Source organism: Piscinibacter defluvii, assembly GCF_004011805.1.
GTDB lineage: Bacteria > Pseudomonadota > Gammaproteobacteria > Burkholderiales > Burkholderiaceae_C > Piscinibacter > Piscinibacter defluvii.
This window is the reverse complement of record NZ_RCHJ01000015.1, coordinates 212,569-232,923: the sequence shown is the minus strand read 5'-3', so window position 1 is coordinate 232,923 and position 20,355 is coordinate 212,569. Positions and strand designations below refer to the sequence as shown.

The following is a 20,355-nucleotide window of genomic DNA, read 5'->3' as shown; positions in this document are numbered from 1 at the left end:
AGCCATTCTCCGCCGCCGCGCGGCCGCGCGCTACGGCAATCGGCCGACCACGCCCTGCACCAGCCAGTCCATCGTCGCGATCGCGGCGTCGTCGAGCGTGCCGGCCCCCAGCCGCACGCGGCCCTGCTGATCGCGCAGCGGGGCGTCGAAGGGCTGGCGCCGGCCGGCCAGCAGCGCGGCACGGCGCTCCTCCAGCCCGGCACGCAGCGCGGCGGGCAAGGCGGGGTCGAGCGCCTCGAGCTGCACCGTGCCGTCCCGCAGGCCGCCCCAGTAGGGCCGGTTCGACCAGCGGCCCGCCAGCACGCTGCGCGCCACGTCGGTGTAGCGGCCCTCCCAGTGGTGCGTCACCGCGGCGAGCTGGGCGTCCGGCGCGTAGCGGCGCATGTCGCTCTGGTAGGCGATCACCCGCACGCCCTTCTCGCGGAACGCCGCCTGCGCCGCCTGCGGCACGGCCGGGGAGCCGCTGTGGTTGGTCAGCACGTCGGCGCCCTGGTCGATCAGCGCCTGCGCAGCCTCGCGCTCACGCGCCGGGTCGAACCAGGTGTTGAGCCACAGCACGCGCAACTCGGCCTTCGGGTTGGCCTCGCGCAGGCCGAGCGCGAAGGCGTTGATGCCCTGCACCACCTCGGGCACCGGGAAGCCGGCCACGTAGCCGGCGATGCCCGAGCGACTGGTGCGTCCGGCCAGCCAGCCGGCCAGCCAGCGCGCCTCGTAGAAGCGCGCGTTGTACGTGGCGAGGTTGGGCGCGCTCTTGTAGCCGCCGGCGTGCTCGAACTTGACCTGCGGGAACTCGGCCGCGACGCGCAGGGCCGGCTCCAGGTAGCCGAAGCTGGTGGCGAAGATCAGGCCGTGGCCCTGGCGCGCCAGGTCGCGCAACACGCGTTCCGAATCGGCACCTTCGGCGACCGCCTCGACCACCGTGGTCTGCACCTGCGCGCCGAGCGCGCGCTGCAGCGCCCGGCGGCCGAGGTCGTGCTGGTAGGTCCAGCCGGCCTCGCCGACCGGGCTGACGTAGACGAAGCCGACCTTCAGCGGGGCGTCGGCGGCGATGGTGGGGGGGCTCGATGCAACGGCCAGCGCGAGCGCGCCGGCGCGCATGAGGTTTTTGAGCATGGTTGTCCTCGACATGGCTCCGGGGGTTGGAAACGACGAAGCGGCCGGGAGCACGGCCGCTTCGTGGGCTGGATTATGCGGGGTCGGTCAGCTGATCGCCCCAGGAGGTCACCAGCGCCTGCAGGGTCTGCGCGACCACGCGGCAGGCCGGTGCCAGCTTGCCGTGCCGGGGCAGTGCCAACGTGACGTGGCGGACCAGGTCGGGTCGCACCAGGCGGCTGGCCTGCAGCTGGCCGCGCCGCAGTTCGTCGGCGATCGAGTAGGGCCCGAGGAGCGAGTACAGCCCGGCCTGCTGCGCCACCAGCGCCTTCTGCACCGTCAGCGAATCCGCCTCGGCCACCGGATCGAGCTTGAAGCCCAGGCTGCGCGCGGTCTCGTCCAGCGCGTTGCGCCAGTGGCTCGGGCGGCGCGGCAGCACCAGGCGCGCTCCGGCCAGGCGGGCAAAGGGAATCGTCGGCTCGCGCGTCAGCGCATCGCCGGGTGCCGAAACCAGGAAGGTGTGCGCGACGCTGAGCAGGCGTTCCTCGCCGCCGCTCGGGCGCTGGAAGCGGAACAGCACCGCCAGGTCGACCGCGCCGCTGTCGAGCATCGTGTCCAGCTCGGCGCCCTGCGCCTCGGCGATGTCGAGCCGGATGCCCGGGTGCTCGGCCTGCAGGCGCTCGAACAGGCGTGTGGTCAGCGGATGGGCTGCGGAAGGAATGATGCCCAGCCGCACCACGCCCGTCAGTCGGCCCGCCTCCGAGCGCAGTTCCTCGGCCAGCCGCTCGGTTTCCTGCAACCAGGGCCGCAGGCGCGCCAGCGCGCGCGTGCCCAGCTCGGTCAGTGCCACGCCGCGGCCGGTGCGGCGGAACAGCTTACCGCCGCACTCGGCCTCGAACTCACTGATCTGGCGGCTGACGTGCGACTGCACGGTCCGGCGGCGTGCCGCCACCTTGCTCAGGCTGCCGGCCTCGGCCGCCTCGACGAACAGCCGGACGCTGGAGGGGTTCATGGGCGGGCTCCCCGTGATATGCCTGAAATGGCAAGTCTGAAAGCTCTGAATTCTATCTAGCCGCAGATCTGCTCGGTCCCTAAAGTGACCCTACCGCAGCCCGAAACCTCCCCCCACCGAAAGGACACTCCCATGAACGCCCCTGATCTGCGCGGCCTGGTTCCCGCTCCCATCACCCCCTTCACCCGCGACGGCGCGGTCGACTACGCGGCCATCCAGCGCCTCGGCTCCTGGCTCGCCAGCGTGCCCGGCGTCACCGGCCTGACCGTGCTCGGCCACGCCGGCGAAGGCACCTTCCTCGAGCGTGACGAACAGTTCAAAGTCATCGAGGCCTTCAAGGAATCGGTCGGCGGCCGCCTGCCGATCATTGCCGGCATCACGCTCGAAGGCACCCAGGTCGCGGCCGAGGAGGCCAAGCGTGCCGTCAAGGCCGGCGCCTCGGCCGGCCTGGTCTACCCCTCGCACGGCTGGCTGCGCTTCGGCTACCAGAAAGGCGCGCCGCAGGACCGCTACCGCGCCATCTACGAGGCCAGCGGCCTGCCGCTGATCCTGTTCCAGTACCCCGACGTGACCAAGGCCACCTACAGCCTGGAGACCATGCTCGACATCGCCGCGCAACCGGGCGTGTTCGCGATGAAGAACGGCGTGCGCAACATGAAGCGCTGGGACCGCGAGATCCCGGTGATCCGCAAGGAGCGTCCGAACCTGCAGGTCTTCACCTGCCACGACGAGTACCTGCTGCACACCATGTTCGACGTCGACGGCGCGCTGGTCGGTTACGGCGGCATCGCGCCCGAGCCGCTGATCGAGATGATCGCCGCGGGCAAGGCCAAGGACTACAAGAAGGCGCGCGAACTGCACGACCGCCTGCTGCCCGTCACCGCCAACGTCTACCACCGCGGCTCGCACATGGAAGGCTCGGTCGCGCTGAAGTGGGCGCTGGTGGCACGCGGCATCCTCGACCACGCCACGGTGCGCTCGCCGCTGCTGCCGCTGGCCGAGGGCGCCGAGCAGGAGATCGCCGAGGCGATGCGTGCAGCCGGCCTGGGCCGGGTGCGCTGAGCCCGACGCGGCCGATCACGACACCACCAGGAGACGACATGCGACTGCTCAGCACGCTGGCCGCGCTGCTGCTGTGCCCGGCCCTGCCGGCCGGCGCACAGGGCACGGCCAAGTTCCCCGAGCGCGACAAGACGCTGAAGATCGTCGTGCCCTTCGCGGCCGGCGGCGGGGTCGACAACGCGGCCCGGCTGCTCGGCGAACAGCTGCGCAAGCAGCTGGGGCTGACGGTGATCGTCGAGAACAAGGCCGGCGCGAGCGGCAGCATCGGCGGCAAGGCGGTGCAGACCGCCCCGGCCGACGGCTACACGCTGCTGTTCTCCGCCGCGACCCATGTGCTCGCGAAGCAGGTGCTGAGCAGCCCGCCCTACGACCCGCAGACCGACTTCGCGCCGGTGGCGCGGGTCGGCGAGGCGCCGCTGATGCTGGTGATCGCGCCGCAGCTGCCCGAGCGCAGCCTGGCCGAGGTGCTGGCGGCGGCCAAGGCCAAGCCCGAGAGCTGGATGGCGGCGATCCCCGCGGCCGGCGCGCCCAGCCACCTGGCCACGCTGCTGCTGGCCCAGCAAGGCGGCGTCAAGTTCAGCTACGTGCCCTACAAGGGCACGCAGCCGGCGCTCGTCGATGTCGGCGGCGGGCATGTCAACCTGCTGATGGACTCGATGATCTCGCTGCTGCCGCTGGCCAAGAGCGGCAAGGTGCGGCCGATCGCGATCACGTCGACGAAACGCAGCCCGCTCGCGCCCGAGGTGCCCACCGTGCAGGAGAGCGGGCTGGCGAAGTTCGCCTACACCTCGTGGTACGGCGTGTGGGCGCCGAAGGACACCCCGGCCGATCGCATCGCCACCCTGAACGGCGCGATCAACCAGGCCGTGACGGAACTCGGCCGCTCCGGCGCCTACGCGAGCCTGGGCATCGATCCCGTCAACGAGAGCGTCGAGCAGTTCCGGCGCTTCGTCGCCGCGGACGTGGCGCAAGGCGCCGAGCTGCTGAAGAACGCCGGCTACCGCCCCGAGTAGGCCGCCACCCGACACACCAAGGAGACCTTCCGATGAACACCGTTCTGGCGGCCGCGCTGGCCGGCCTGGGCGCGAGCGCGCTCGCCCAATCCTCCGTCACCCTGTCCGGCACGCTCGACGTGGCCGTGCGCCAGGTGCGCAACGACACGCTGGGCAGCATCAGCTCGCAGGTCAGCGGCTCCAACTCCACGAGCAAGCTGATCGTGCGCGGACAGGAAGACCTGGGCGGCGGCCTCGCCGCCGGCTTCTATCTCGACGGCACGCTCCTGGCCGACACCGGTGGCGCCGGCGCGGCGACACCCGCGGGCCAGTTCTGGGACCGCCGCTCGACCGTCGGCCTGACGCACGCACGCTTCGGCGAAGTGCGACTCGGGCGCGACTGGGTGCCCACGCACCTGGTGTGGAGCGGCTTCGATCCGTTCGCGACGCTGGGCATCGCGGGCGCCAACAGCTTCCGCTCCTTCGCCGGGTCGCGTGCGCTCGGCCAGGCCTTCGGCACGCTGCCGGACGCGCAGGCAGCCAACCCGACGCTGCGCGTCAGCAATGCAGCGGAGTACTTCCTGCCGGCGAACCTGGGCGGGGTCTACGGCCAGCTGATCGTGACGGCCGGCGAAGGCGGCGCGACCGCGGCCGGCTTCACGCGCGGCAACGGCTTCCGGCTCGGCTGGGCCGGCGCGGGATTCAACCTCGCCGCGGCACAGTTCACGACGCGCAACTCGACGGCCAACCGGTCGTTCAAGGACCAGGTGCTCGGGGCGTCCTACGACTTCGGCGTCGTGAAGCTGAGCCTCGCGCAGCGGCGCTGGGTGTTCGGCGCGGACAAGACCGTCAACACGCAACTCGGCGCGGTGATTCCGGTCGGGCCGGGCGTGGTCAAGCTGACCCACGTGCGCGCCGATCAGAAGGGCGTCGCGGACGCCAACGACGCCAGGCTGTTCGGTGCCGGCTACGTCTACAACCTGTCCAAGCGCAGTGCGCTGTACGGGCATGTCGCGCGCATCGACAACCAGGGGGGCGCGGCCTTCGCCATCGCCGGCGGACCGGCCACCAGCGGCAATCCGACCGCGCCGAACTACTTCGGCGGCAAGGCGTCGACAGGCCTCGAGTTCGGCCTGCGTCACGACTTCTGATCGGCATTGCGCCGCGCCATCCACGCGGCGTAGAAATCGACGAAGGCGCGCACCTTCGGCGGCGTGTGCCGGCCCGGCGCCCACACGGCGTGGATGCCGCCGCTGGGCAGCTGCCATTGCGGCAGCAGGCGCACCAGCGTGCCGGCGCGCACCCCGGCCTCGGCGTTGAACTGGTCCATCACGCTGATGCCGGCACCGGCCTCGACCAGCGCACGCAGCGAGAGCGAGGCGTCGCTGCGCAGCCGGCTGGCCATGCGCACCGTGCGGCGCTGGCCGCCGGGGGAGACGAAGGTCCAGGTGAGCGGGCTGCGCAACAGCGTCAGCGCGACCCAGTCGTGGCCGGCCAGGTCTTCCGGACGGCGTGGCGCGCCGCGGCGCGCCAGGTAGGCCGGCGCCGCCACCAGGTGCTGCTCGAAATCGCCCAGGCGCCGCGCGCGCAGCGTCGAGTCGCGCAGCCAGCCGATGCGCAGGGCCAGGTCGATGCCCTCGGCCACCAGGTCGACCACCCGGTCGCTGCTGCGCAGCTCGATCTGCAGCGCCGGATGCAGGGCCGCGAATTCGGCCACGGCCTTTGCCAGGGACAGGCTGGCGTACTCCGCGGTGCTGGCGATGCGCAGGCTGCCGGAGAGCCCGGCGCCGCGCGGCTGGCCCAGCGTGGCCAGTGCCGACTCCAGCTGGCGCAGCGGCGCCAGGCCCTCGCGCAGCAGCGCCTCGCCGGCCTCGGTGAGCGTGGTGCGGCGCGTGGTGCGCACGAACAGCCCGGCGCCGAGCCGGGCCTCGAGCCGGGCGACGTCCTGGCTGACACGCGCCTTGCTCGTGCCCAGGCGCTCGGCCGCCGCGGTGAAGCCGCCGGCCTCGGCCACCGCGGCCACGCTGCGCAGCGCGTTCAGGTCGACGGCGTGGCGGAAGGTCATGCCGAGATTGTCGTCGAAACGATGACAGTACGTTCCGATTGTGACGGTTGATCGTGCCAATGAAGGCCGCGAGGATGACACCCGTCCTGCATCCCCCACGAAGGAGTTCCCATGAACATCGCCCTGATCGGCGCCAGCGGCTTCATCGGCTCGGCGCTGCTGGCCGAAGCCCTGCAGCGCGGCCACCACGTGACCGCGCTGGTGACCCGCCCCGAGAAGATCGCCGCGCGCGAGCGCCTGGCGGTCGAGCGCGTCGACGTCAACGACGGTGCCGCGCTGGCAGCGCAGCTGCGCGGCAAGGACGCGGCGCTGAGCGCCTTCAGCGGCCATGCGCAGGCCGACGTGCGCGGCTACTACGTGGCCGGCATGCGCTCGGTCATCGCCGCCGCGAAGCAGGCCGGGCTGGCGCGCCTGCTGGTGGTGGGCGGCGCGGCGAGCCTGGAGATCGCGCCGGGCAGGATCCTGCTCGACTCGCCCGACTTCCCGGCCCAGTGGCACGGCACCGCCGCCGGTGCGCGCGACGTGCTGAACCTGCTGCGCGACGAGCCGACGCTCGACTGGACCATGCTCAGCCCGTCGGCCCACCTCGAGCCCGGGCCGCGCACCGGCCGCTTCCGCCTCGGCGGCGACCAGCTGCTGGTGGACGCGGACGGCCGCAGCCACATCTCGGTGGCCGACTACGCGGTGGCGATGCTCGACGAGCTGGAGCGGCCGGCGCATCGCCGGCGCCGCTTCACGGTGGGCTACTGACCCCGCCGGCGGGCAGGCCTATTTGAGAATGATTCTCATTTGATGCAGAATCCGTCGCATCCCGGACCGACGGAGTTCCGCATGCCCTGCCCCCTCCATGCGCTGGCCGACGAGCACGAACTGCCGTCCAGCGAAGCGGTGATCGCCGCCACGCTCGCCCTGATGACCGGCTACAGCCAGGCGCTGCAGGCCGAGCTGCACCCGCAGCAGCGCCTGCTGATGGGCGCCAAGATCGGCCGCAACCTCGAGCTGCTGGCCGGGCACCCGGCGCTCAGCGAAGGCTTCCAGCGCATCGCGCTGGGCCTGCAGGCGCGCTGGCAGCTGATGAGCGCGTGCACGCTGCAGGCCGAGCCGGCCGCGACGCCGGCCCGGATTCACTGAGCCGCGGCGGCGAAGGCCTCATCGAGCTGCGCGATCCAGCCGGCCTTGGCCGCGTCGTCGGCAAAGCTCGCCTCGAAGCTGTTGCGCGCCAGCACGTAGGCCTCGCGCGCGCCGAGCTGCGGCAACGCCGCGAAGGTCTCGACGAAGTTCTGGTTGATGTAGCCGCCGAAGTAGGCCGGGTCGTCCGAGTTCACGGTCGCCTTCAGCCCGGCCGCCAGCAGCGCGGGCAGCTGGTGCTCGGCCATGGTCTTGTAGACGCACAGCCTGACGTTGGACAGCGGGCACACCGTCAGCGGGATGCCCTCCCTGGCCAGGCGCGCCATCAGCGCCGGGTCCTCGATGCTGCGCACGCCGTGGTCGATGCGCTCGACCTCGAGCATGTCGAGCGCGCTGCGGATGTACTCCGGTGGGCCCTCCTCGCCCGCATGCGCCACCACGTGCAGCCCCGCGGCGCGGGCGCGGTCGAACACACGCACGAACTTCTCCGGCGGGTGGCCGCGCTCGCTGCTGTCCAGACCGACGCCGATGAAATGGTGCCGGTACGGCAGCGCGGCCTCGAGCGTGGCGAGCGCCTCGTCCTCGCTCAGGTGGCGCAGGAAACACAGGATCAGCTTCGCGCTGATGCGCAGCTCCTGGTGTGCGCGCCGGCAGGCATGGTCCAGGCCCTTGATCACCGTCTCGATCGGCACGCCGCGCGCGGTGTGGGTCTGCGGGTCGAAGAAGATCTCGGCGTGCAGCACGTTGTCGGCCGCGGCGCGCTGCAGGTAGGCCCAGGCCAGGTCGAAGAAGTCCTCTTCCTTCAGCAGCACGCTGGCGCCGGCGTAGTAGATGTCGAGAAAGCTCTGCAGGTCGGTGAAGGCGTAGGCCGCTCGCAGCGCCTCCACGCTCGGGTAGGCGAGCGCCACGCCGTTGCGCTGCGCGAGCCGGAAGATCAGCTCGGGCTCGAGCGAGCCCTCGACGTGCATGTGCAGCTCGGCCTTGGGCATGGCGCGCAGCAAGGCGGGCAGGCAATCGCGCGGAATGCGATCGAAGGCGGTGAACGTCATGGCGTCACTCCGAAGGTGATGGCTCGTTCCTTTAAGTATCGGCGGTAGGCGGCCGAGCTGCGGTCGGCGGCGCAATGCACTTCACCGGACAGGGGCAGCCGCTTCGGCCGCTGGGACTCCAGCACCGGCTGGTCCTGCGTGAAGATGGTGTGCTGGAAGGCGGTGATCTCGGCGTCGCTGGAGTCGAAGTCGGTCAGCGCCATGCGGAACCAGACGCGGCTCGACTCCTCGTCGACCGGGCTGACGAACAGCGCGATGTCGTCGCGGTAGCCGCCCTGCCTCTCGGGCAGCTTGGTCAGCAGCGCGGCGTAGGGCGCGAGCAGTTCGTAGCGATACTCGACCCACGAGCCCTCGGTCGAGAGCCGGTTGCTCTTGGGCTGCCAGGCGCGGCAACCGGTGGCGACGAAACCGGTGGGCGTCGGCTCGGTGCGGTAGTCGTCCAGCGCGACATGCGCGCGGTCGCCCAGCCAGCCCTCGTGCACGAAGCCGAAATGGGCCAGGTCGAGGAAGTTCTCGACGATGCGCGGCGCGCTGGTCGCCACGTCGTACGGGCCGACGTTGAGCTTGCGGAGTTTCGGGTCGCTCTCCGCGTCCAGGCGCGGCAGCGGCGCGCCGGCTTCGAGCTGCAGCCACAGCAGGCCGTGTGCCTCGACCACTCCGAGGGTCGCCAGGCCATGCGACGCCGGCGGCGCGAAGCTCGGCAGCGCGGGGATGTGCACGCAGCGCCCGCTGCCCTCGAAGCGCCAGCCGTGATACGGGCACTCGAGCTGCCCGTCGCAGATGCGGCCCAGCGACAGCCGGGTGCCGCGGTGCGGGCAGCGGTCCGGCGCGGCGCGGGGCGTGCCGCCCGCATCGCGCCAGAGCACGATGTCGTCGCCGAGCAGGCGCACGGCGACGGGCGCATCGCCCAGGACCCGCGCGTCGAGCACGGGATGAGCGACGCGCCGCTCCACCATCACTTGTCGCCCGGCACCTTGCCTTCGACGCCCTTGACGTAGAACTTGATGCCGCCGAGCCACTTGTCGTCGGCGACCTCGTCCTTCTTCAGCACTTCCTTGCCGTCCTGGCCGACGATCGGGCCCTTCCAGATCGCGAAGCTGCCGTCCTTCAGGCCGGCCTTGACGGTCTCGACCTTGGTCTTGATCTCGGCGGGCACCTTGTCGGAGATCGAAACGATGTCGATCGTCCCTTCCTTGACGCCCCACCACGAGGCCTCGTTGCCCTTCCAGGTGCCTTCGAGCGCGTCCTTCGTGGCCTTGATGTAGTACGGGCCCCAGTTGATGATCGCCGAGGCCAGGTGCGCCTCGGGCGAGTAGGCGCTCATGTCGCTGTCCCAGCCGAAGGCGTACTTCTTGGCCTTGCCGGCGGTCTGCAGCACGGCCGACGAATCGGTGTTCTGGAACAGCACGTCGGCGCCGCCGTTGATCAGCGACTGCGCGGCCTCGGTCTCCTTGGGCGGGTTGAACCACTCGTTGACCCAGACCACCTTGGTCTTGATCTTCGGGTTCACGCTCTGCGCGCCGAGGGTGAAGCTGTTGATGTTGCGGATCACCTCGGGAATCGGGATCGAGCCGACCACGCCCAGCGTGTTGGACTTCGTCATGCCGCCGGCGATGATGCCGGCCATGTACGCGCCCTCGTAGGTGCGGCTGTCGTAGGTGCGCATGTTCTCGGCCTGCTTGTAGCCGGTGGCATGCTCGAACTTCACGTCCTTCAGGTCGGCCGCGACCTTGAGCATCGGCTCCATGTAGCCGAAGGTGGTGCCGAAGATCAGCTTGTTGCCCTGGCCGGCCATGTCGCGGAACACACGCTCGGCGTCGGCCGCCTCGGGCACCTTCTCGACGAAGCTGGTGATCACCTTGTCGCCGAACTCCTTCTCGACCGCCTTGCGGCCGTTGTCGTGCGCGAAGGTCCAGCCGCCGTCGCCCACCGGGCCGACGTAGGCGAAGGCGATCTTCAGCGGCTCGGGCTTGGCGGGGGCGGCGGCGCTCGCGGGGGCCTCGGCCACCGGTGCCGGCGCGGCAGCCGGTGCCGGCTCCTCCTTCTTGCCGCAACCGGCCAGGGCGGCCAGCGCGGCCAGCGAGGACCAGCCGGCCAGCTTCAGCAGCGAGCGCTTCGAATCGAGAGTCATGAAACCTCCGAGGGAATGGTCTGGGGGTGGTATCGGGAAACGCGGATTATCCGGTGCGTCACGAGCCCGGGAAGAAGGGCTTGCCGATCGACGCGGGCATGTTGACCTTGATGAAATTGGCGTTGCGCGAGATCAGCACCAGCACGACGATGGTCGCGACATAGGGCAGCATGGTCAGGAACTGGCTCGGCACCTGCACGCCCTCGCCCTGCAGGTGGAATTGCAGCATGGTGACGCCGCCGAACAGGTAGGCACCGAGCAAGACACGTGCCGGTCGCCAGGTGGCGAAGGTGGTGAGCGCGAGCGCGATCCAGCCCTTGCCGGCGATCATGCCCTCGACCCACAGCGGCGTGTAGATCACCGAGATGTAGGCCCCGGCGACACCGCACAGCGCCCCGCCCACCACCACCGCCAGCAGGCGGATGCGGCGCACCGGGTAGCCGAGTGCGTGGGCCGATTCGGGCGACTCGCCGACCGCGCGCAGCACCAGCCCGGCGCGGGAGCGGTACAGGAACCACGCCAGCCCGAGCGTCAGCGCGACGGCGAAGTACACCATCGGATGCTGCTTGAACACGGCCGGCCCGACGAACGGGATGTCGGCCAGGAACGGGATCTCGAAATGCGGCCGCTCGGACAGCTTCTCCTGCGTGTAGGCGATGCCCGCGAAGGCCGAGAAGCCGGCCCCGAACAGGCTCAGGGCCAGGCCGGTGGCGTACTGGTTGGTGTTCAGCCAGATCACCAGCACGCCGAAGGCCGCGGCCATCAGCGCGCCGGCCAGCGCGCCGGCGCCGAAGGCGAGCCAGTCGTTGCCGGTGTGCACCGCGGTGGCGAAACCGGCGATCGCGGCCACCAGCATCATGCCTTCGGCCCCGAGGTTGACGATGCCGGCACGTTCGTTGATCAGGAGGCCGAGCGCGGCGATCGCCAGCACGGTGCCGGCGTTGAAGGTGGCGGCCAGGAGCAATGCGAAGGCGTCCATCTCAGGCCTCCTTCGTGGTCGTGTTCACCACGGCCGCTTTCGCCGCCGGCACGTGCGCCGTCTTCCAGCGGATGCGGTAGTGGATCAGGGTGTCGCAGGCCAGCAGCGTGAACAGCAGCAGCCCCTGGAACACGCCGGTCAGCGACTTGGGCAGCCCGAGGCGCGACTGCGCCAGTTCGCCGCCGATGTAGAACATGCTCATCAGGACGGCGGAGAACACGATGCCCAGCGGATGCAGCCGACCGACGAAGGCCACGATGATGGCGGCGAACCCGTACCCCGCCGGCACGTGCGGCGTCAGCTGGCCGAGCGGTCCGGCGGCCTCGAGCCCACCGGCCAGCCCGGCCATGCCGCCCGAGAGCAGCAGCGCCGTCCACAGCGCCTTGCGCGACGAGAAGCCGGCGTAGCGTGCCGCCGCCGGCGCGAGACCGCCCACCTGCAGCTGGAAGCCGGCGTAGGTGCGGAACAGCAGCACCCAGAACGCGGCGACCAGGCCGAGCGCGAGCAGCAGGCCGATGTTGACGCGGAAGCCCTGCATCAGCTTGGGCACCTGCGTGCTCTTCAGGAAGGTGATGGTCTGCGGGAAGTTGTAGCCGGCCGGGTCCTTCCAGGGCCCGTAGACGAGGTAGCCGAGCACCATGTCGGCCACGTACACGAGCATCAGGCTGACCAGGATCTCGCTGGCGTTGAAGCGGTCGCGCAGCAGTGCCACGATGCCGGCCCACACCATGCCGCCCAGCACGCCGGCCAGCAGCACCGGCACGACGATCCAGCGCCCGGTGTCGGGCGTGGCCTGCATGGCCACACCGCTCGCGAAGATCGCCCCGAGGATGAACTGGCCCTCGGCGCCGATGTTCCACACGTTCGAGCGGAAGCACACCGCCAGGCCGAGCGCGATCAGCAGCAGCGGCGTGGCCTTCATCGCCAGCTCGGAGAGCGCGTACAGGCTCTTGACCGGCTCGACGAAAAACACCTGCAGGCCGCGCACCGGGTCCTTGCCGAGTGCGACGAACAGGATGGTGCCGATCACGACCGTGATCGCCAGCGCCAGCAGCGGCGAGGCGATGGACATGAACTTCGACGCTTCCGGGCGGGCTTCAAGCTTCAGCATGGAGCGCCTCCTTGTTCCAGAGACCACTCATCCACTCGCCGATCATCTCGATGGTGGCCTTCGAGGTGGCAATGCTGGGCGACACCCGGCCCTGCGCGATGACCACCAGCCGGTCGCAGATCTCGAACAGCTCGTCGAGCTCCTCGCTGACCACCAGCACGGCGCAGCCGGCGTCGCGCAGCTTCAGCAGCTCGCCGCGGATCTGCGCCGCGGCGCCGACATCCACGCCCCAGGTGGGCTGCGAGACGATCAGCAGCTTCGGGTTGGCATCGATCTCGCGACCGACGATGAACTTCTGCAGGTTGCCGCCCGAGAGCGACTTCGCAGCCGCCTCCGGCCCGCCGGCCTTGACGTTGAAGCGGCGGATCAGGTCCTCCGCGAGCTTCTTCACCTCGCCGGTGCGGATCCAGCCGCTGCGGTCCACCGTGCCGGTGCGCGTCAGCAGCGTGTTCTGCGCCAGCGAGAGCGTGGGCACCGCACCGCGGCCCAGGCGCTCCTCGGGCACGAAGTGCAGCCCTTCCTTGCGCCGGCGGCGCGGCGAGTCGTGCGCGATGTCCTGGCCGAACAGCGTGATCGAGCCGGCCGGCGCGCGCAGGTCCTCGCCCGAGAGCGCAGCCATCAGCTCCTGCTGGCCGTTGCCGGAGACGCCGGCGATGCCGACGATCTCGCCGGCGCGCACCTCGAAGCCGATGTCCGTCAGCGCGGTGGCGAACGGGTCGGCCTTGGGCACCGACAGGCCCTTCACTGCCAGCACCGTGCCGCCGAGCTTCGCCTGGATGTGCTGCAGCGAGGGCGGCTCGGCGCCGATCATCAGGCGCGACAGGCTGGCGTTGGTCTCCTGCGTCGGGTCGACCTCGCCGGTGACCTTGCCGCCGCGCAGCACCGTGCAGTGGTGGCACAGCGCGCGGATCTCGTCGAGCTTGTGGCTGATGTAGAGGATCGAGCAGCCCTCGTCGGCGAGTTGTCGCAGCGTGACGAACAGCGTCTCCACGGCCTGCGGCGTCAGCACCGAGGTCGGCTCGTCGAGGATCAGCAGCTTGGGATTGGTAAGCAGCGCGCGCACGATCTCCACGCGCTGGCGCTCGCCCACCGAGAGCGTGTGCACCGGGCGCGCCGGGTCGACGTCCAGCCCGTAGCTCTTGGCCACCTGGCCGATGCGCGCCGTCACGTCCGCGAGCGAGAGGCTCTTGTCCAGGCCGAGCCAGACGTTCTCGGCCGCGGTCAGCGTGTCGAACAGCGAGAAGTGCTGGTAGACCATGCTGATGCCGAGCTGGCGGGCCTGCGCCGGCGAGGCGATCTCGACCTTCTGGCCGTTCCAGCGGATCTCGCCCTCGTCGGGGCGGACCGCGCCGTAGATCATCTTCATCATGGTCGACTTGCCCGCGCCGTTCTCGCCCAGCACGGCGTGGATCTCGCCGGGCTTGACGCGCAGGTTGACGCGGTCGTTGGCCTTGACGGCCGGGTACTGCTTGCTGATGTCGACCAGCTCGAGGCGCAGCATGTCTCCTCCTTCGTCTGCCGGGCGCGACCTGGTGCCGCGCGACCGGCATGGTGCCCCAGTCTAGAAGTGGTACTCGGCGCGGATCATCGGGGTCTTCGCGAAGGCACCGTCGCCGGCCGGGCCCTGGTGGTCGTTGCCGAACTTGTTGCGCCAGTACTGGTACTCCAGGCCGACCTTGAACTTGCCCTTGCTGCCCCAGGCCGAGCTCACGTCGTACATGAGCTGCATGTCGATGTTGGTCTCGGGCTTGGTGCCGCCGCCGAACTCGTTGCTGCCCTTGGAGGCGATCCAGTTCATGAAGCCCTCGAACGACAGCCCGGTGCTGCCGATCGGGATGCCCCAGGCGGCGTTCAGCATCGGGTGCGTCTTGTACGTGTAGCGCGACACGCCGGTGTTGGTGAAGGTGTTGTAGGGCGCGTTGCTTTCCTCCAGCAGCAGCAGGCTGAGGTTCAGGAAGCCCGGCACGTCGACGAACACCGTCGGGCCGAGCACCAGCATGCGCTTGCGCGAGTTGTAGCCGGCGTGGTTCTTCGCGTTCGCGTCGAAGCCGAAGGTCAGCCCGGCACCGCGGATCGGGCCGAACGCGATCGGGCTGCCGGTGAGCTTGCCGAAGTCCAGCGTGTGGCGGTAGACGATGTAGACCTCCTGCGCGCCGGCGCTCGAGCCGGCGCCGCCGGGGTCCTTCGAGTCGGACAGCAGCAGGTCGGCATTGAAGAAGTTGGTGCCCCAGGCGTAGCCGCTGACGTGGTTCAGGTTGACGATGCTCTTCTTGATGTCGTTCGGGTTGAACGGCTCGGCGAACTTGGTGCCGTAGCGGTAGCCGATGGAGGTGTCGCTCCAATCGGCGGCAGCCGCGGTGCCGCCGAGCAGCGCGAGCGCAACGGCGCCCGCCATGGAAGAGAGCTTGCTCATGGTCGTGTCCTCTTGGTGTGTGGGAAGGGGTGACGGATACCGGCGGGGGTGGTCCGCAAGTTCCGTGCCCTCGGCGGCTCAATGCCCGCCGACGTAGATGAACTTGAACAGGAACACGCCGGCGATCAGCCACACCATCGGATGCACCTCGCGGGCGCGCCCGGTGCACCCCTTCAGCACCGCGTAGGTGATGAAGCCGAAGGCTAGGCCGTTGGCGATCGAGTAGGTGAAGGGCATGGCCAGGGCGCAGACGGCCGCCGGGATGACCTCGGTGCTCTCGTCCCAGTCGAGCTCGGTCAGCTCGCGCAGCATCAGGCAGGAGACGAAGAACAGCGCCGGCGCGGTGGCATAGGCCGGCACGGAGCCCGCGAGCGGCGAGATCGCCAGGCAGGCCAGGAACAGCACCGCCACGGTGACGGCGGTGAGCCCGGTGCGGCCGCCGGCCTGCACGCCGGCCGCGCTCTCGATGTAGGCGGTGGTGCTGGAGGTGCCCAGCAGCGAGCCGGCGAAGATGGCGCCGCTGTCGGCCAGCAGCGCCTTGTTCATGCGGTCCATCTTGCCTTCCTTCAGCAGCCCGGCGCGCTTGGCCACGCCCATCAGCGTGCCGGTCGCGTCGAACAGCTCGACCAGGAAGAAGACCAGCACCACATTGAGGATGCCGACCGAGAGCGCGCCGCTGATGTCGAGCTCGAGGAAGGTGGGCGCGATCGAGGGCGGCGCGGAGAACACGCCGCCGAAGGTGTTGCCGCCGAAGAAGAAGGACAGCACCGTCACCGCCAGGATGCCGACCAGGATCGCGCCGGGCACACGCAGCCGGTCGAGCACGACGATCAGGAAGAAGCCGAGCACCGCCAGCACCACCGTGGGCGAGTGCAGGTCGCCCAGCGTCACGTAGGTGGCCGGCGAGGCCGCGACGATGCCGGCGCTCTTGAGCGAGATGATCGCCAGGAACAGCCCGATGCCCACCGTGATCGCGCTGCGCAGCGTGTGCGGGATGCCGCGGATGATCAGCTCGCGCAGGCGGAACAGCGTCACCGCGAGGAACAGGCAGCCCGAGATGAACACCGCGCCGAGCGCCACCTGCCAGGAAAAGCCCATGCCCTTGACGACGACGTAGGCGAAGTAGGCGTTCAGCCCCATGCCCGGCGCCAGCGCGATCGGGTAGTTGGCGAACAGGCCCATGATCAGCGTGCCCAGCGCCGCGATCAGGCAGGTGGCGACGAACACCGCATCGCGCGGCATGCCGGCGTCACCGAGGATGGCCGGGTTGACGAAGACGATGTAGGCCATCGTCAGGAAGGTGGTCAGGCCGGCCACCAGTTCGGTGCGGACGGTCGTGCCGTGTTCTTCGAGCTTGAAGAACTTCTCGAGTGCTTGCACGCTTGTCTCCTGTGCATGGGTCGTGATGAGGGCGCCGTCTGATGCGGCGCTCCGGGTTCGGCCGGGCGGCCGGTCAGGGCACGCCGGTGGGCGGGCGGCGGTAGCGTTCGACGCCGGCCACGCGCGTCGAGACCAGGTTGCTGCGATCGGCCAGCGTCGCCCAGGCGAACAGCTTCTCGTGCAGGCCCCGCGCCACCGCCAGGCGGCGCGCGGCCACGGGCTCGCTGGCCCAGTCCCAGACGCAGACGTCGGCCAGCCGGCCGGGCTCGAGGGAGCCAATCTCGGCGTCGAGCCCGAGCGCGCGGGCTCCGCCGCGCGTGGCGGCGTACAGGCCCTTCCAGGCCGTCAGCCGCTCGCCCGACAGCGCCTGGATCTTGTAGGCGTCGCGCAGCGTCGCAAGCATGGAGAGGTCGGTGCCGCCACCCACGTCGCTGGCCAGGCTGACGGCCGCGCCGCCGGCCTCGGCGTCGCGCCAGCGGAACAGCCCGCTGCCGAGGAACAGGTTGGACGAGGGGCTGTGCGCGATCTGCGCGCCGGCGTCACGCAGCGCGGCGCGGTCTTCGTCGTCGAGCCAGATGCCGTGCGCCAGCACGCTGCGCGGGTGCAGCAGCCCGGCGCGGGCGTAGACGTCGAGGTAGCTGCGTGCATCGGGGAACAGCTCGCGCACCCACTGCACCTCGGCGCGGTTCTCGGCCACGTGGGTCTGCATGTAGAGCGTCGGGTCGGCGCTGCAGAGTGCGCCGGCCATCGCCAGTTGCGCTGTAGTGCTGGTCGGCGCGAAGCGCACGGTCACCGCATAGGCCAGGCGCGCCTTGCCGTGCCAGCGCGCGATCAGGTCGAGGCAGTCGCGCTCGGCGCCGGCGACATCGTCGCGCAGGCCGTCCGGCGCGTTGCGGTCCATCAGCACCTTCCCGGCGATCACGCGCATGCCGCGCTGCTCGGCGGCCGCGAACAGGCGGTCGGCCGAGACCTTGTGCACCGTCGGGAACACCACCGCCGCGGTGGTGCCGCGGGCCAGCAGCGCGTCGAGGAAGACCGCCGCGCCCTGCTCGGCCACGCCGGCGTCGGCATAGCGCCGCTCGGCCGGGAAGGTGTAGGTCTCGAGCCAGTCGAGCAGCTCGGTGCCGTAGCTGCCGATCACGTCCAGCTGCGGGCTGTGCACATGGGTATCGATGAAACCCGGCAGGATCAGCCGCCCGGCCTGGTCGTCGCGCACCCACTCGGGGCCGGGCGCTTCGGCCTGCACCGCGACGATGCGGCCGTCGTCCACCAGCAGCCAGTGGCCGGGGCGGAAGCGCACCGCGGGCGACTCGGTGTCGCCCCAGGCCGGCTCGGCGGTGAAATCGAGCAGGTCGCCTCGGAGTGCCAGCTTCATGACGCCGCCTCCGCGCGGCCGCGCCGCAGCATGCCGTGCGTGCCGAGGTTGCGCGCCACGTCGCGCACCTGCTCGCGCAGCCAGCGGTTGGCCGCGGACGCATGGGTCACGTCGTGCCAGAGCTGGTAGTAGGTCAGCGGCGGGAAGGCGACGGGGCAGCGCACGATGCGCACCGGCAGGGTGTCGACGTAGCGGCTGCAGAACAGCCGCCCGGTGGTCAGCACCAGCAGGCTCTGTGCCACCATCAGCGGGATCAGGCTGAAGTGCGCGCTGCGCACCACGATGTCGCGCGTCACGCCCTGCGAGGCGAGGTGTTCGTCGATGACGCCCGGCGCGCCGCCGCTGGCCTTGGCGTGCAGCGGGGTCGGCGCGACGTGCTCGCTCGCGAGATACCGCTCGGCCGTCCAGCTGCGCGCGCTCATGCGCGCCGCCGGGTGCTGCTCGCCGACCAGGCAGACGATCTCGTCGGACAGCAGCTTGCCCAGGTGCAGTTCGCCCGGCGGCTCGAGCCAGTTGCCGATCACCAGGTCCACCGCGCCCTGCGCCAGGCCGCGCCGGTAGTCGAACTCGCCCGACAGCGGCAGCAGTTCCAATCGCACGCCGGGCGCGGCGCGCTTCAGGTGCGCCACCAGCTCGGGCAGGAACAGCGGGTCGAGGTAGTCGCTCGCGGCGATGCGGAAGGTCAGGGTGCTCGCCAGCGGCTCGAAGCCGCGCTGCGGCGCATGCGCGCCGAACAGGCGCTGCACGTCCTGCAGCACGCGGTTGGCCGGGTCCAGGAGTTGCAGCGCGGTCTCGGTGGGCACCATGCCGTTGCCGGCGCGTACCAGCAGCGGGTCGCCCGTCAGCGTGCGCAGCCGCTTGAGCTGGGCGCTGACGGCCGGCTGCGAGCTGTGCAGCTTCATGGCGGCCCGCGAGACACTGCGTTCGGTGATCAAGGTCTGCAACACCCGGATGAGATGGAGCTCGATCTTGTCCAAAGCCAAAGGCTGCGCCATAAGGCATCTCCCATAACCGATATGAGAAATCCCGTATACCACTTCCGCCGGATCGGCGTAACTTGCGGCTTCTTCGCACGCCGCTGAACCCGCCATGAGCACACGCCCCATCCGCTTCTTCCACCGTGGCCAGATCGTCGAAGTGGCCGACGCCGCGCCGACCCGCTCGGTGCTCGACTGGCTGCGCGAGGACGCGCACTGCACCGGCACCAAGGAAGGCTGCAACGAGGGCGACTGCGGCGCCTGCACCGTGGTGCTCGGCGAACTCGACGTCGACGGCCGGCTCGCGCTGGCCACCACCAACGCCTGCATCCAGTTCCTGCCCACGCTCGACGGCAAGGCCCTCTTCACCGTCGAGGACCTGAAGTCGCCGCAGGGCGCGCTGCACCCGGTGCAGCAGGCGCTGGTGGACTGCCACGGCTCGCAGTGCGGCTTCTGCACGCCGGGTTTCGCGATGTCGATGTGGCACGTCTACCAGCAGCACCAGCCCTGCGGCACGCAGGCCACGCGCGCCGAGATGGCCGACGCGCTGTCGGGCAACCTGTGTCGCTGCACCGGCTACCGGCCCATCCTCGATGCCGGCGAGCGCATGTTCGAGCTGCCGGCCGCCGCGTTCGACCCCGCCCCGGTGGTGGCGGCGCTGCAGTCGCTGCACCAGCCGATGAGCTTCGCCTACGACCAGGGCGCCGGCTACCACGCGCCGCGCACGCTCGACGAACTGGCGGCGCTGCGCGAGCGCCTGCCGCAGGCGCGCCTGCTGGCCGGCTCGACCGACATCGGCCTGTGGGTCAACAAGCAGTTCAAGGACGTCGGCACGCTGATCTACGTCGGCGAGGTGGCCGAGATGAAGGCCATCGAGCCGCGCGACGGCGGGCTGTGGATCGGCGCGGCCGCCTCGCTCGAGGCCGCCTGGGGCGCGCTCGCGCAGCGCCACCCGTCGCTCACCGAGGTGTGGCGGCGCTTCGCCTCGCCGCCGGTGCGCCACGCCGGCACGATGGGCGGCAACGTCGCCAACGGTTCGCCGATCGGCGACTCGGCGCCGGTGCTGATGGCGCTGGACGCGCTGATCGAGCTGCGCCGCGGCGAGCGGGTGCGCCGCCTGCCGCTGACCGACTTCTACGTCGACTACATGAAGAACCGGCTCGAGCCGGGCGAGTTCGTGCAGGCGCTCTGGTTGCCCGAGCTGCCGGCGTCGCGCCAGGTGCGCGCCTACAAGATCAGCAAGCGTTTCGACTGCGACATCTCGGCGCTGCTGCTGGCGGCGTCGATCGAGCTCGACGGCGACAGCGTGAAGGCCATCCGCCTCGCCTATGGCGGCATGGCCGCGATCGTCAAGCGCGCTGCCGCGGCCGAGGCCGCGCTGCTCGGGAAGCCCTGGACCGAGGCGAACGTCGCCGCCGCGATGCAGGCGCTGGCGCAGGACTTCAAGCCCCTGACCGACATGCGGGCCAGCGCCGCCTACCGCGCGCAGGCGGCGCAGAATCTGCTGCAGCGCTTCTGGCTCGAGACCCGGCGCGACGCGCCGCTGGCGGCCGCGCAGGTCAACGTCTTCGTCGCTGCCTGAGGAAGGA

General features: G+C 70.7%; 19 protein-coding genes. 6 read left to right on the top strand and 13 right to left on the bottom strand.

Annotated elements, in window-relative coordinates:
• Window positions 1–30 precede the first annotated feature (30 nt).
• A complete protein-coding gene (locus tag D9C15_RS23420; RefSeq protein WP_128000881.1) occupies window positions 31–1,113 on the bottom strand; it encodes a BMP family ABC transporter substrate-binding protein in 1,083 nt (360 codons plus the stop codon).
• A 73-nt stretch (window positions 1,114–1,186) separates the two neighbouring features.
• On the bottom strand, window positions 1,187–2,104 hold the full coding sequence (locus tag D9C15_RS23415; protein ID WP_128000880.1) for a LysR family transcriptional regulator: 918 nt from the start codon (window positions 2,102–2,104) through the stop codon (window positions 1,187–1,189).
• Window positions 2,105–2,236: 132 nt separating this feature from the next.
• Here D9C15_RS23415 and D9C15_RS23410 point away from each other — a divergent pair, with 132 nt between their 5' ends.
• The 3 genes from D9C15_RS23410 to D9C15_RS23400 are packed head-to-tail and all read left to right on the top strand — an operon-like array spanning window position 2,237 to window position 5,309.
• Window positions 2,237–3,166 (top strand): dihydrodipicolinate synthase family protein, encoded by a 930-nt coding sequence (locus D9C15_RS23410; RefSeq protein WP_128000879.1) that lies wholly within the window; start codon window positions 2,237–2,239, stop codon window positions 3,164–3,166.
• A gap of 38 nt (window positions 3,167–3,204) precedes the next feature.
• Window positions 3,205–4,179, top strand: a complete 975-nt coding sequence (locus D9C15_RS23405; protein ID WP_128000878.1) for a Bug family tripartite tricarboxylate transporter substrate binding protein — start codon at window positions 3,205–3,207, stop codon at window positions 4,177–4,179.
• 32 nt (window positions 4,180–4,211) lie between these two features.
• On the top strand, window positions 4,212–5,309 hold the full coding sequence (locus D9C15_RS23400) for a porin (RefSeq protein ID WP_128000877.1): 1,098 nt from the start codon (window positions 4,212–4,214) through the stop codon (window positions 5,307–5,309).
• Here the strand turns inward: D9C15_RS23400 and D9C15_RS23395 are convergent.
• Window positions 5,297–6,223 (bottom strand): LysR substrate-binding domain-containing protein, encoded by a 927-nt coding sequence (locus D9C15_RS23395; RefSeq protein ID WP_128000876.1) that lies wholly within the window; start codon window positions 6,221–6,223, stop codon window positions 5,297–5,299. The genes D9C15_RS23400 and D9C15_RS23395 overlap by 13 nt on opposite strands.
• A 111-nt stretch (window positions 6,224–6,334) precedes the next feature.
• Between D9C15_RS23395 and D9C15_RS23390 the strand changes: the two genes are divergently transcribed.
• Both D9C15_RS23390 and D9C15_RS23385 read left to right on the top strand, forming a co-directional pair.
• Window positions 6,335–6,973: an NAD(P)-dependent oxidoreductase gene (locus tag D9C15_RS23390; protein WP_128000875.1), complete on the top strand. Its 639-nt coding sequence runs from the start codon at window positions 6,335–6,337 to the stop codon at window positions 6,971–6,973.
• Window positions 6,974–7,054: 81 nt separating this feature from the next.
• Complete coding sequence (locus D9C15_RS23385; protein ID WP_128000874.1) at window positions 7,055–7,354, top strand: hypothetical protein; 300 nt, start codon at window positions 7,055–7,057, stop codon at window positions 7,352–7,354.
• On the opposite strand, the gene D9C15_RS23380 is transcribed toward D9C15_RS23385, so the two are convergent.
• The 10 genes from D9C15_RS23380 to D9C15_RS23335 all read right to left on the bottom strand — a co-directional run bounded on the left by D9C15_RS23380 (window position 7,348) and on the right by D9C15_RS23335 (window position 18,784).
• A complete protein-coding gene (locus tag D9C15_RS23380) occupies window positions 7,348–8,400 on the bottom strand; it encodes an adenosine deaminase (RefSeq protein ID WP_128000873.1) in 1,053 nt (350 codons plus the stop codon). The two genes, D9C15_RS23385 and D9C15_RS23380, sit on opposite strands and share 7 nt — an antisense overlap.
• The gene (locus tag D9C15_RS23375) at window positions 8,397–9,356 is read right to left on the bottom strand and encodes a Rieske 2Fe-2S domain-containing protein (RefSeq protein WP_128000872.1); all 960 of its coding nucleotides are present in this window, start codon (window positions 9,354–9,356) and stop codon (window positions 8,397–8,399) included. The genes D9C15_RS23380 and D9C15_RS23375 overlap by 4 nt, the downstream gene beginning before the upstream one ends.
• Window positions 9,356–10,531, bottom strand: a complete 1,176-nt coding sequence (locus D9C15_RS23370; RefSeq protein ID WP_128000871.1) for a BMP family ABC transporter substrate-binding protein — start codon at window positions 10,529–10,531, stop codon at window positions 9,356–9,358. The genes D9C15_RS23375 and D9C15_RS23370 overlap by 1 nt, the downstream gene beginning before the upstream one ends.
• 58 nt (window positions 10,532–10,589) lie before the next feature.
• Window positions 10,590–11,510, bottom strand: a complete 921-nt coding sequence (locus D9C15_RS23365) for an ABC transporter permease (RefSeq protein WP_128000870.1) — start codon at window positions 11,508–11,510, stop codon at window positions 10,590–10,592.
• Between the two features lies 1 nt (window position 11,511).
• Entirely contained in the window at window positions 11,512–12,621 is a 1,110-nt protein-coding gene (locus D9C15_RS23360; protein ID WP_128000869.1) for an ABC transporter permease, read from the bottom strand.
• Window positions 12,608–14,122, bottom strand: coding sequence for an ABC transporter ATP-binding protein (locus D9C15_RS23355; RefSeq protein WP_128000868.1), 1,515 nt, complete (start codon window positions 14,120–14,122; stop codon window positions 12,608–12,610). The genes D9C15_RS23360 and D9C15_RS23355 overlap by 14 nt, the downstream gene beginning before the upstream one ends.
• 60 nt (window positions 14,123–14,182) lie before the next feature.
• Complete coding sequence (locus tag D9C15_RS23350) at window positions 14,183–15,034, bottom strand: outer envelope protein (RefSeq protein WP_240668540.1); 852 nt, start codon at window positions 15,032–15,034, stop codon at window positions 14,183–14,185.
• 78 nt (window positions 15,035–15,112) lie between these two features.
• A complete protein-coding gene (locus tag D9C15_RS23345) occupies window positions 15,113–16,414 on the bottom strand; it encodes an NCS2 family permease (protein WP_128000867.1) in 1,302 nt (433 codons plus the stop codon).
• Window positions 16,415–16,487: 73 nt separating this feature from the next.
• The gene (guaD, locus tag D9C15_RS23340; RefSeq protein WP_128000866.1) at window positions 16,488–17,789 is read right to left on the bottom strand and encodes a guanine deaminase; all 1,302 of its coding nucleotides are present in this window, start codon (window positions 17,787–17,789) and stop codon (window positions 16,488–16,490) included.
• Entirely contained in the window at window positions 17,786–18,784 is a 999-nt protein-coding gene (locus tag D9C15_RS23335; protein ID WP_128000865.1) for a LysR family transcriptional regulator, read from the bottom strand. The genes guaD and D9C15_RS23335 overlap by 4 nt, the downstream gene beginning before the upstream one ends.
• A gap of 94 nt (window positions 18,785–18,878) precedes the next feature.
• Here D9C15_RS23335 and xdhA point away from each other — a divergent pair, with 94 nt between their 5' ends.
• Window positions 18,879–20,348: a xanthine dehydrogenase small subunit gene (gene xdhA, locus D9C15_RS23330; RefSeq protein WP_128000864.1), complete on the top strand. Its 1,470-nt coding sequence runs from the start codon at window positions 18,879–18,881 to the stop codon at window positions 20,346–20,348.
• Window positions 20,349–20,355: the final 7 nt, after the last annotated feature.

Coding starts and splice junctions, on each gene's coding strand:
- D9C15_RS23420 (WP_128000881.1), bottom strand. CDS start 1,113: ATGCTCAAAAACCTCATGCGCGCCGGCGCGCTCGCGCTGGCCGTTGCA.
- D9C15_RS23415 (WP_128000880.1), bottom strand. CDS start 2,104: ATGAACCCCTCCAGCGTCCGGCTGTTCGTCGAGGCGGCCGAGGCCGGC.
- D9C15_RS23410 (WP_128000879.1), top strand. CDS start 2,237: ATGAACGCCCCTGATCTGCGCGGCCTGGTTCCCGCTCCCATCACCCCC.
- D9C15_RS23405 (WP_128000878.1), top strand. CDS start 3,205: ATGCGACTGCTCAGCACGCTGGCCGCGCTGCTGCTGTGCCCGGCCCTG.
- D9C15_RS23400 (WP_128000877.1), top strand. CDS start 4,212: ATGAACACCGTTCTGGCGGCCGCGCTGGCCGGCCTGGGCGCGAGCGCG.
- D9C15_RS23395 (WP_128000876.1), bottom strand. CDS start 6,223: ATGACCTTCCGCCACGCCGTCGACCTGAACGCGCTGCGCAGCGTGGCC.
- D9C15_RS23390 (WP_128000875.1), top strand. CDS start 6,335: ATGAACATCGCCCTGATCGGCGCCAGCGGCTTCATCGGCTCGGCGCTG.
- D9C15_RS23385 (WP_128000874.1), top strand. CDS start 7,055: ATGCCCTGCCCCCTCCATGCGCTGGCCGACGAGCACGAACTGCCGTCC.
- D9C15_RS23380 (WP_128000873.1), bottom strand. CDS start 8,400: ATGACGTTCACCGCCTTCGATCGCATTCCGCGCGATTGCCTGCCCGCC.
- D9C15_RS23375 (WP_128000872.1), bottom strand. CDS start 9,356: ATGGTGGAGCGGCGCGTCGCTCATCCCGTGCTCGACGCGCGGGTCCTG.
- D9C15_RS23370 (WP_128000871.1), bottom strand. CDS start 10,531: ATGACTCTCGATTCGAAGCGCTCGCTGCTGAAGCTGGCCGGCTGGTCC.
- D9C15_RS23365 (WP_128000870.1), bottom strand. CDS start 11,510: ATGGACGCCTTCGCATTGCTCCTGGCCGCCACCTTCAACGCCGGCACC.
- D9C15_RS23360 (WP_128000869.1), bottom strand. CDS start 12,621: ATGCTGAAGCTTGAAGCCCGCCCGGAAGCGTCGAAGTTCATGTCCATC.
- D9C15_RS23355 (WP_128000868.1), bottom strand. CDS start 14,122: ATGCTGCGCCTCGAGCTGGTCGACATCAGCAAGCAGTACCCGGCCGTC.
- D9C15_RS23350 (WP_240668540.1), bottom strand. CDS start 15,034: ATGAGCAAGCTCTCTTCCATGGCGGGCGCCGTTGCGCTCGCGCTGCTC.
- guaD (WP_128000866.1), bottom strand. CDS start 17,789: ATGAAGCTGGCACTCCGAGGCGACCTGCTCGATTTCACCGCCGAGCCG.
- D9C15_RS23335 (WP_128000865.1), bottom strand. CDS start 18,784: ATGGCGCAGCCTTTGGCTTTGGACAAGATCGAGCTCCATCTCATCCGG.
- xdhA (WP_128000864.1), top strand. CDS start 18,879: ATGAGCACACGCCCCATCCGCTTCTTCCACCGTGGCCAGATCGTCGAA.